Origin of the sequence: Pseudoalteromonas distincta (assembly GCF_000814675.1) — a bacterium.
GTDB lineage: Bacteria > Pseudomonadota > Gammaproteobacteria > Enterobacterales > Alteromonadaceae > Pseudoalteromonas > Pseudoalteromonas distincta.
The window spans coordinates 68,996-80,242 of the sequence record NZ_JWIG01000007.1 but is presented as its reverse complement, the minus strand read 5'-3'; the positions used below and the strand labels follow the sequence as shown (position 1 = coordinate 80,242).

The window sequence follows — 11,247 nt, the reverse complement described above, 5'->3', positions numbered from 1 at the left end:
TAACCACGGTTTGGCTAAGTTATTTGTCCATTTGTAACGACAGTAACTTAGCTTGATATACATCGATTTTTTGGTTATCACGTTCTAGTTCAATAGCTTTCTCAAGTAAGGTTTGTGTTTGTTTAATATTACCTTGTTGATAGCGAACTTTTGCGAGTTCCAAGTATAACTCAGCAATGTAAGGCGCTTTAGTAATAGCTTGCTCAAGGTGCGCTTTAGCCTGATGAGCGTGGCCAGCTTGTAAGTCGTTTTTAGCGATTACTAGTAATTCGTATGGGTCTTTTTCTTTATTAACTAATTGTGAGGTGAGCTCTTTAACAAGCTCTTTGTCGCCTAATTTTTTAGCGCTTTGTAAATCACCAGCCCGACGATGCAAAATGCCCGCTATATTAAATAATTCAGGATCATTGGGAGTGTATTTGTTTGCTTGTAGAATAAGTGAGTACGCAATATCCAGCTGTTTGTCTGCTAGCGCTGTTGCAGCTAAGTTACTGTAAAACTTAGAAACTAAATCGTTATAATCTGCACTGCTTGAATAAAAGCTGCGACGGGTAGGAAAGTAGTCGATTAAGGTGCTCGCTCTGAAAAATTCAACAATATTATCATCTTTTTTCTCTACTTTTGGGGCGTATACTCTTGTTCTAAAGTGGCTTGCTACATAAACAACATTATTTTCTTTTGCGTATACAGGCTGACTTGTTACTTCTTGAAAGCTCGTTTCTAATCCGAGAGCTTGTGCATAGCTTTGTGTTAAAACAGCTAAGCTAATGCAGTTGCCTTGCGAAAGTTTTAAGGCTTGGGCTGAAGTAAGTGTATCGCCGTGGTATTTAAAGTTAGCTAAGTTGCTTTCGAGGTAGTTGTAAATAATGCGGTCATGACGGATTTCAGACTGTTTTTGTTTTTCGGCGTAAGCTAAAAACGTTTCTTTTTCAGCATTTGGCAGCTCGAAAATACTGTACTCAGAAGGAGTGTCGAGTTTATTAAACAAAGAATGGTTTAATAGTTGTTCAAGCTCTATTTGTTGTTCTACTTGCTGAACCTTGGTTGTGTTACATCCAACTAAATATAAAAAAGTAATACAGACTGCTATTTTATAAAACATCATAAACCCACTCCATTGTTAAATTTTACATTACAATGTGGTGGGTTATTAATCAAGCACTTGCTGTACTGCGTTTACTTGAGCGATTTTTTTGTGATTGTTTTTTACGTTTACGGCGGGTAAACCACAAGTAAAAACCAGTACCTGCTAGCCACACTGGGCTTAAACCAATTACGCACCACAGTATTTTACTTATTAGCCCTGCAAAGTAGCCAAAATGAAGCTTTCTAAAGCTATCAATTACTTGCCAGCCAACGCCAACTTCGCGAATATCCCAGTTAGTTAAATGTTCGCCTGTTTGCTTATCGTAGCTAACCGTATTGGCATATTCGCTTGCAAGTGGGTTATTTGTATCGACTTCGCCGAATAAGGTGATATTTTCGTCAGGCTCGAGTGGCATAACTAAAAACGTACCATTAAAAGTGGGTATTTGCTTTTTACTGTCATCGAGTATGTGTTGAAACGAAATATCGCTACTGTGCAAGTTTTTGGTTAGTACAAAGTGCTCTTCCTCAGCGTGTTCAATAACTTCGTGATACCACACCGCCCAGTTAAAGTAGCCACCTGTGATAGCTAAAATAATAATGATGGGCGACCCTATCACCCCCGTCATTTTATGAATGTCGCTAAGTACAATTTGCAGTGTTGCACGCCAGCGCACACTAAATAGGCGCTGCCAAAATTTACGATAAATAATAAGTCCTGTAATACCTAATACCAATAAAAACAGAGCAAAAAAGAAGCCTAGTACTGTGCCTGTTTGCCCTGGCAGGTTTTTAAAGTCGTTAAGTAAAAAGGTGTAATGCAGTTCTAAAAACCAATCAGTAAAATAATGGCTGGTACCAACAGGCTCTGACAAAATGTCACCCGTATACTGGTTTAAATGAAACTTATACCATTGCTCTGTCCCGCGTTTAACTAAGTAAACCCGATCAGCAGTATCATCGTTAAATATCTCCCAACTACCTACTACATACTCAGGGTAAGCAAGCTCTGTTTTTGCGATTAATTTGTCGATTGGCATGCGCTCTGGCAGTGCTTTTACAACATAGTGACTGCTTGGCATAAGTAAGCCATCTATTTCACTTTTAAAAACTAATACGCTTCCTGTAATACTAATAACAATCAAGGGAATGAGAGCTATAAGAGCGATCCAACTGTGAATTTTAAAAAGAGTTTTTCTCATAGATAGTTTTATATATGGCAGCTAATGACCTGCGCATGATAACAACTATCATTTTCATTTGATAGTTTGTGAGTAGGTTTCCCCTTAAATAGGTAAACCGTGAACTTAATTCTACGGTTTTTGTATACCTAGCTTGCCAGTACCTAAAATAAGAATATCTTATTTAGTTGAGTTAAATTTACGCGGCTCTACAATGCCGCGCTCATAGTAAAAGCCTTTTAAAACAGATGTTTATTAAATGTTTTTATTTCTGTTTTTAATTAACATTTATGTAACGAGCGAGGTTGCTTTGGCGCATTATTTGCCTATATTGTCTTCATTTATTTTGGTTTTTAGTTTTTTACCATTACTAAACAAAATTCGAAAAAATCGTAGTGTCTCTGGTTTGTCACTATTAATGATGACATTTGGATTAGCACAAAGCCTTTATTTTATAACCTACAACATTTTCTTTGAGCGCTATTATATTGCGTTACCATTTATTGTAACCGGTGTGTTAAGCGGGCTTATTTTATATTTTTTTGCACGTTTCAACGCAGCTAAACGAGAACGTGTACAGCTGGTTACTATGCTAGGTTTTTCGTTACTGCCTTTTTCACTGCTTTTAAATTCAAGCCTTGATACTGCAACGGTATTAAGCGCTTTAACGTATGTTGGCCTTGTGATGAGTTCGGTACGTGTTATGCCGCAAACTTATAAAACATTGCGTACGGGTAATGTGAGTAATTTAAGCGCGCGCTACTTTAGCTTGCAGTTTATTGCTGGTATTTGCGGCTTAGTTGTTGAGCTTACAACAGTTGCTCCAAGCACGGCGCACTTACTTATGTTTATTATGCTATTGCTTACCAATGCTGTGCAATTTGGTTGTATGCAATATTATAGAATGCGACCTGTAATGGCTTAAAGCTAAAATAAAAGTGCTAATTGAGTTTAGGTGTGGCAGTTTTAAGCTATTAATCATTACAAAGTTTAAACAATGCAATTAACTATTCATCAAATTGATGCGTTTACGAATGAGTTATTTAAAGGTAATTATGCGGCAGTGATCCCACTAGAATCGTGGTTAAGTGACGATTTAATGCTAAAGATTGGCGCTGAGAATAACGTATCTGAAACGGCTTTTACCTGCCTGCAAGACGATGGAAGTTTTGTTATTCGCTGGTTTTCGCCGTTGATGGAAATCGACTTTTGTGGTCACGCCACACTTGCGGCTGCCTATGTTTTATGTGAAGACCATAATATATCGAAAATTCGCTTTGTTGCTGATGCGGTGGGCGAGCTAATCGTTAATAGAAGCGCTGATGGCAGCTTTGCAATGACCTTTCCTAAACAAGCACCGATTGAGGTACAAAATGTGCCGCAGCAATTACTTGATGGCCTGTCTATACAACCGAGCAAAGTGCTTAAAAATCGCCAAGCTTACTTTGCTATTTATGAAAATGCCGATCAAATACTTGAATTAAAAACTAATTCCGAGCTTTTAAAAACGCTTTACCCACTTGATGTAGTGGCTACAGCTCCTAGCGATGAATATGATTTTATATCTCGTTATTTTTGGCCTGCAAGCGGTGGCGACGAAGATTATGTAACGGGCTCAATTCATACTGGCTTGGCACCTTACTGGGCGCAGCAATTGGGTAAAACTACGTTAAGTGCTTATCAGGCTTCAAGCAGAGGCGGGCATTTAATTTGCAAAGTGGATGATACAACCGTCACTTTGACTGGGCATGCTGTAAGGTATTTAAAAGGCACTATTTATATTTGAACTGTGAATTAAGTTATAAAAAAGGCCACGTAAATCGTGGCCTTGGTTTACTCAATTAGTAGAGGTGTTTTATGCTTCTAGCGCTTTTGCAATTAAGCGATCAATATATTTCTTATGCGCTTTAGTTGCTGTATCTGCACCCCAAGCAACACTGGTATCGGCTATTTGAGTTAGCTGATATAACGCTGCTGTTTTAGCTAAGTTATCGTATTTGCTTGCTTTGCCAAGACCTGCAATCGCGATTAGCTGGTTAATATACTCAATTTGTAAGTTGTGGCTAATAGAGTTTGCGTCTTTGCTTTTCACAAAAATGCTGGCAGTTAAATCTTCCATAAACTGAGTTAGGCTATATTCGTTACCGTACAGAGCTGTGTCAGAAATACGCAGTAATACCGCTGGGTGTAATAGCTGTGCAAGTACAGACTTTTGCATTCCTAAAATCATTTGGTGTGCTTTAGGGTCTTCATTTTTGCCAAAGTGATTAAAGCCACGACGTTGCAGCTGTAAGTAGCTATAAAGAGGTTGCATGTTTTGTAGTACATCTGGTGCAAATACAAACTTGGCGAGTATATCCATTGCTTGTGTTTGACGCTCAAGCGATACCGGTGTAAATGGTTTATCTGCATTTGTATCACCCACTACAGCGCGCTCAACGTATACGCCACCAATCTGGCGAGAAACCACACCTGCTTGAGCTCGGTACTGACCAAATAAGCTATTAGCAGAGGTAACAAGCTGTTGGTAAGACTCACCTTTAACCGTTGCTTTATCTTTTAGCTCAGTAAATAGTTTATTAATTAGTGCCATACGATCTGCGCCATAGGCAGCAGGGTTTGACGACAAATCACCAATCATTACACGTGGATCGATATGGCGACCTGGTGCGCGCATATCGTCTGCATCGTTACCAAAGGCAAGGGCATGTTCACTTGAACGAGCAAGTATTTTTTCAAGTCGAGCTTGCTCAGCAGCTTCATCTGCAAGCGCTACGCTATAACCGTAATTAATTGCCCAATCGTCATAAGGACCTGGTTTTGTTTGAAAAATATCACCTTGTTGCACACCAATTGGGGCAATGTTAGCCGGTGCATAATCCATAACAGAACCGGTTACTATGCCTTGGGTTTTGTTTTTGTCGTGTACTTCTTTTTCATCCCACAAAATAGATGATTTCATATTGTGGTTAAGACCTAAAGTATGGCCAACTTCGTGAAGTACCAATTGCGTTAGACCTTGGCGAAGCATTTCTTTATCTTCAATTTTGTCGCCGCTAGCAAGACCTTTGGCAAGCATTAGATTTTGTTGAATCTCATGCCCAAGAGAGCAATTTAGCTCGCCGGTATTTGTTGTTTCACCGTGGCTCATTGTTCCTTGTGTGAAAAGTGTGTCGTAAATCCAGCGGTTTTTCATAAATACAAACTCAAGCATAATGTCTGAACCCAGTATTTCGCCTGTTAATGGGTTAGCAAGTGCTGGTCCGTATCCGCCAAATGGAGGCTTAGGTGACGAAGTCCAACGCAGTACGTTGTAATTAATATCGCCCGCATCCCAGTCTGCATCATCTGGTTGTACTTTTACCTCTAAGGCATTTTTAAAACCGGCTTTTTCAAAAGAAGTATTCCACGTTAAAACAGCGTCACGAATAGTATCGCGCCATTCAATGGGTGTGGTGTTTTCTATCCACCAAGTAATTGGTTTTACTGGCTCTGAAAGTGCTGCACTTGGGTCTTTCTTTTGTAAGTCCCAGCGTTTTATAACATCTTGATAAGGTGCCCAATCGGTAGATGTCATTTGATCAAATTGATTTGTAAAATAACCAATGCGCGCATCATCCATACGTGGTGCGTAGTTATTGTTAGGTAGAGCGACAAACGAGTGCTGAACTTTTACCGATACGCTACGCGGGTCGCTTACTGCATTTGAGCCACGTACCGTTGGGCTTGGGTTAGTAAATACGTAATCAACAACCACGTCTAAGTTATTAGGGTATGGACGCTGTTTAATAATGCGTGATTTTTTATCGTCTAATTTGCCTACTTTAAAGCGCTTTTTGGCGTTTTTATCAGCTGGATTTGGCGTAGGTGATACTTTATGAAGTGCTTCGCTTAAAAATAACTTATTTACGTTAAATGCTATTTTACCGTCTTCTTCTTTTTCTATTTTAATGCTCGCAAGTACCGCTTCACTAATATTGGCATCACTCGCTTTTGAAATGGCACTGTTTTCGTCAAATTTGTAGCGAGGTGTTTTGCTAATGATATCGATACGATCAAAGTATTTTCTAAATTCAATTAACTTAGTTTCACGGTACGAACCACGATAATGGCCTGCATCTGTAACGCCATCGACAGTGTGCGCAAAATACACAAACGGCGTATTGAGTTGGGACTCGTTAATCACCATAAGGTGCTTACCGGTTTTTTCGTCTTGATAAAGGCTAAATATACCGGCAAATTCGGTTTGTCCTTTGATCATTTCGCTAAGTGTTTTTGACTCTTTTTCGTCTTTTTTATCGGCTGCAAATGCATGGCTGCCAAACGCTAAGCTAAGCGCAAGGGTGATGGTCGTTAATTTCATTTTGAGACTTTTAATATTTGTTAATTTAATCGGACTGTACGTAAATTAATTTAATTTCGCACATCTTCGCGATGAAATTTAAGTGTTTGACGCTAATTAACTGATATTAATGAATAAAAGTTTGTAACAAAATATAACGAATGAGATGAGCTGCATGTGAAATTATATTCTATAGCCCTAAATAGCAGCGGTTTATATGTATTTGCAACAGTTGCTTACAAATGTCACCTTAATGTTTCATATGGCTCTGGTATTATGGCGTTAATAGAATTTTGGGGATAATAGGATATGCAAACAAATTCACTTAGATGGGTTTTTCCATTTGTGGCGCTCATTGTTGGTGTTGTTGGCTTTATGGGAATAAATGCCATTGCACAAGAGCCAGAAAAAAAAGAAGTAATTGATACTCGTCCAACAGTGCAAGTTGAGCCAGTGGCTGCAAACGATCATCAAGTTATTATTAATAGCTACGGTGAAGTAAAGCCTCTTGAAAATACACTGCTCTCGGCGCAGGTGTCGGGCGAGGTGTTAAGTTGGCATCCTAATTTTGTAGCCGGTGGCATAGTTGCTCGCGGTGAAACCTTATTCACTATCGAAAAAGACAACTATGAAGCAGCAGTACTTGTTGCAGAGGCCGAGCTTGCTCGCGCACAAGCGGGTTTAATAGAGGAACAAGCTCAAGCTCAAGTAGCCGAAGACGAAGCCAAGCGCTTTCCAAGTAAAGCGCGCACAGATTTATTTTTACGTAAACCTCAAGTGCTCAGTGCACAAGCATCTGTTAAGTCGGCGCAAGCTGCATTAAAGCGCGCGCAACGTGATTTGGATAATTGTGATGTTACAGCCCCTTACGACGCATTGGTGATTAGCCGAAATATAGGTGTAGGACAGTTTGTCACTATGGGTTCGCAAGTTGCTGAACTCAATAATATTGAGACCGCTGAAGTGATTATTCCTATCGCAGGGTTCGATAGCGTTTTTTTGCCAGAACGTATTAAAGGTATTACCGCAACGATTATTCAAAAAGGCCTAAACAGCTTCACCCGTGAAGGTGTAATTGACCGCGACCTAGGGATTGTTGATAACGCTACGCGTATGAGTAGTTTAGTAGTGCGTATAGAAGACCCATACGGTCTTAAAAACATACAACCAGCCATTAAGTTTGGCAGCTACGTACAGGTAAATTTTGCAGGTGCAATGCTTAATAATATTTACCGCTTACCGCAAGCTTTAGTTAACAACCAAACTGTGTGGGTAGTAAACGAAAACCAAGAGCTAGAGCCACGTAAAGTAACGGTTATTCGTGAAGAGGGTGAGTATTTTTACATTAGCAGTGGTTTAAATGCCGATGATAAACTTGTTATTACTCTACCTGAATACCCGCAAAAAGGAATGCAGGTTAAAATTGCAGGTGTAGCTACAAAACCTGAAAGCTCAGAAACGAGCACTTCAAACACGCAACAGCTGTAGGGTGTAATAGTTATGAGCGAGTCAATACAACAAAAACAAACAGGGCTAATTGCCTACTTTGCTAATAATTCAGTAGCCGCTAATTTAATGATGTTTTTTATCATTATTATGGGGGCTATAAGTTACTTTACGATTCAGCGTCAAATGTTTCCTAATGTAGAGATTAACTACATTAATATTGAGGCTAATTACCCAGGTGCCTCTCCTCAGGAAATAGAAGAAAGTATTCTTATAAAAGTTGAAGAGTCACTTAAAGATATAACCGAAATTAAAAAAGGCGTGTATCGCGCATTTAGAAATGGCGGTACAGCCAGCCTGGAAATAAACACCGATGCAAAACTTACCGATGTGCTTGATAAAGTAAAGTTGCGTGTTGATGGTATTGCGACTTTTCCGGCCGGTATGGAACCGGTCACCATAAGTCAGGTTGAGTTTAGGCAAGACGTAATAGGTATGACGCTCGTTGCTGATTTACCACTTACAGAGCTTAAGCCTATAGCAAACCAAATAGAGGATGAGTTACTACAGTTATCTAACGTGTCGTTAGTGGTAAACGATGTTCCTCTTGATGAAATAGCAATTGAAATAGAGCCTGACACGCTACGCCAATATAATCTAACCCTTAGTGATGTAATGAATGCGGTACGCCGTTACTCAGCTAACTTTTCGGCGGGGCAGCTAAAAACAGACGCAGGTGTTATTTCTGTTCGCGTCGAGAATCAGTTTTACTCAGGTGAAGAGTTTAGGCAAATTCCGGTAAAAATTGGCGAGTATGGCGCTAAAGTTTTACTGCAAGATATTGCAGTTATTAAAGATCAATTTATCGAAGGTGAGCGCTACTTTAAGTTTAATGGCGAAAACGCGGTGTATTTATCGGTAAAAGCAACGCAAGAGCAAAACATGATTCCCGTTGCGGATTCGGTTAAAGCGTTTATTGATCAAAAAAATAAGCAGCTACCGCCAGGTATTCGATTAGAGCCATTAATGGATATGACCTACTACCTGAATGCTCGCCTAGATATGATGAAAGCTAACCTGTTTCAAGGTGCCATTTTGGTGGCAATTATGTTGTCGTTATTCTTGCGTTTTAAACTAGCGCTTTGGGTAATGATTGGCTTACCTGTATGTTTTTTAGGGGCCATGATGATGATGCCGCTATTTGGCATTAGCATTAATATTATTTCGTTATTCGCTTTTATAATGGTGCTCGGCATCGTGGTGGATGATGCCATAGTGATAGGGGAAGCTGCCTACACCGAAGTTGAAAAAAGCGGCGGTGGTGTAGAAAATGTTGTGCGTGGCGCTAACCGAGTCGCGACCCCTGCAACCTTTGGTGTGTTAACAACGATTGCTGTATTTGCACCATTCACAATGTCGAGCGGGCCAGAAAGTGCCTTCTTTTATGGTATAGCTGTTGTAGTAATGCTGTGTTTAGTATTTAGTTTGATTGAATCAAAGCTGATACTGCCAGCTCACATTGCTCATACGCACTTTTCGCCGATTAAAAAAGGTGGCTGGCGCGATCGCTTCAATACACGCTTTTTTGGTTTCGTAAATGGCCCATACAAACGTTTTATTGCTAAGTGTGTTGATTGGCGCTGGACTGTTTTGTTTGCTTTTATTGCAATGTTTATAATCAGTATTGCACTTATTACGTCTAATAAAGTACGTACAGTTCCAACTCCTAAAGTGCCGCACGACTTTCCACAAATACAAGTTGAAATGAACGACAACGTTTCTGACTTACAAACCATTGCCGCTATTCGTGAAATAGAGGCTATGGTACTTAGAGTCGATGAAGAAACAGAACGTGAGTTTGGTCAAAAAATTATTCGTGATGTATTGGTATTTAATCAAGGCAGAACCGAGTCGCAGTTACTTGCGCCATTGGTTGACGAAGACTCACGTCCATACAATGCATTTGAGCTTTCGCGACGGTGGCGTGAGGCTATGCCGACTATTGCTGGTATTAAGTCGTTAACTATTCAAGACGATGTTGGTGGCGGCGGTGGTAATGGTGGCGGCGAGTTTGGCTATTTATTGTATGGTTCAGACATAGATACTTTAAATCAAGCGGGTCGTCGTTTTATTCAATTACTTCAACAGCAAAAAGGGTTGTTTGATATAAGTTCAACCATAGATCCTGCAAGCAAAGAAGTGCAAATGAGCCTTAAACCAGTTGCATACGATTTAGGCTTAGATTTGGCAGGTATTGCAAATCAAGTGGGTGCTAGTTTTTATGGTGGCGAAGCACAGCGCGTAATCCGAAACGGCGAAGAAGTACGCGTAATGGTACGTTATCCTAAACTGACTCGAGAGGCATTTTCATCGCTTAAACACACCATTGTTACTACTCCGCAAGGTCGAGAAGTGCTTCTTGGTGATGTAGTAGAGCTAACAGAAACGCCAGGTATTAGCTATATACGCCGCGAAGGTGGCTACCGTACTGTGTATGTTTATGGCAATATTGATGAAGAGCAAATTGAGCCAGGCGAAGTGGTTAAGCAAGTAAAAGAAAACTTACTGCCACAGCTAATTGAAGAATTCCCAAGTGTTAAATCAGAGCTTGGTGGCGCCATTGAAGAGCAGCAAGCTCAAGCTAATGAGCAAATAATGTTTTTTATTGGCGGAATGATTTTAGTATACATACTGCTAGCTGTTCCGCTTAAAAGCTATTCACAACCGCTTATTGTAATGTCGGTTATTCCGTTTAGCTTAACTGGCGCTATTTGGGGTCATTACTGGTTTGATTTAGATATGAGCTTAATGTCGGGCTTTGGCTTAATTGCTGCTGCAGGCGTTGTTATAAACGACTCCCTAGTAATGACCGATTACGTAAACCAAGTTCGCCGCGAGGGTGTTAGCGTTAAACATGCAGTAATAGAAGCAGGTTGTGCCCGCTTTAGAGCAATCTTATTAACATCAATCACTACCTTTGCTGGTGTATTGCCCATTATGTTTGAAACAAGCCTGCAGGCTAAGTTTGTAATACCTATGGCAGTAGCACTTGGCTTTGCTGTTATGTTTGCAACGTTAATAACGCTTATATTAGTACCGTGTTTATATATTATTTTAGGTGATATTGGTGCCGTATTTAAACGCCCATTTAAAAGCCGAGCTGTGGAAGTCTCGTAGATAAAAAACATAAAA

7 protein-coding genes are annotated in these 11,247 nt (G+C 40.0%); 4 read left to right on the top strand and 3 right to left on the bottom strand.

Features of this window, described 5'->3' with window-relative positions:
* Positions 1 to 19: 19 nt before the first annotated feature.
* Positions 20 to 1,105, bottom strand: coding sequence for a tetratricopeptide repeat protein (locus tag QT16_RS05650; protein WP_039486945.1), 1,086 nt, complete (start codon positions 1,103 to 1,105; stop codon positions 20 to 22).
* Between the two features lie 49 nt (positions 1,106 to 1,154).
* Positions 1,155 to 2,288, bottom strand: coding sequence for a PepSY-associated TM helix domain-containing protein (locus QT16_RS05645; protein ID WP_039486942.1), 1,134 nt, complete (start codon positions 2,286 to 2,288; stop codon positions 1,155 to 1,157).
* Between the two features lie 289 nt (positions 2,289 to 2,577).
* Between QT16_RS05645 and QT16_RS05640 the strand changes: the two genes are divergently transcribed.
* Entirely contained in the window at positions 2,578 to 3,192 is a 615-nt protein-coding gene (locus QT16_RS05640; RefSeq protein ID WP_039487033.1) for a PQ-loop repeat-containing protein, read from the top strand.
* Positions 3,193 to 3,264: 72 nt separating this feature from the next.
* Positions 3,265 to 4,053 (top strand): PhzF family phenazine biosynthesis protein, encoded by a 789-nt coding sequence (locus QT16_RS05635; protein ID WP_039486940.1) that lies wholly within the window; start codon positions 3,265 to 3,267, stop codon positions 4,051 to 4,053.
* Between the two features lie 69 nt (positions 4,054 to 4,122).
* On the opposite strand, the gene QT16_RS05630 is transcribed toward QT16_RS05635, so the two are convergent.
* Positions 4,123 to 6,630 carry a zinc-dependent metalloprotease gene (locus QT16_RS05630; protein ID WP_039486938.1) on the bottom strand — a complete coding sequence of 836 codons (2,508 nt, stop codon included), beginning with the start codon at positions 6,628 to 6,630 and terminating at the stop codon, positions 4,123 to 4,125.
* Positions 6,631 to 6,918: 288 nt separating this feature from the next.
* On the opposite strand from QT16_RS05630, the gene QT16_RS05625 reads away from it, so the two are divergent.
* Together QT16_RS05625 and QT16_RS05620 are read left to right on the top strand one after the other, a co-directional pair.
* Complete coding sequence (locus tag QT16_RS05625) at positions 6,919 to 8,097, top strand: efflux RND transporter periplasmic adaptor subunit (RefSeq protein ID WP_039486935.1); 1,179 nt, start codon at positions 6,919 to 6,921, stop codon at positions 8,095 to 8,097.
* A 12-nt stretch (positions 8,098 to 8,109) separates the two neighbouring features.
* Positions 8,110 to 11,232 carry an efflux RND transporter permease subunit gene (locus tag QT16_RS05620; protein ID WP_039486933.1) on the top strand — a complete coding sequence of 1,041 codons (3,123 nt, stop codon included), beginning with the start codon at positions 8,110 to 8,112 and terminating at the stop codon, positions 11,230 to 11,232.
* The last annotated feature ends 15 nt before the right edge of the window (positions 11,233 to 11,247 follow it).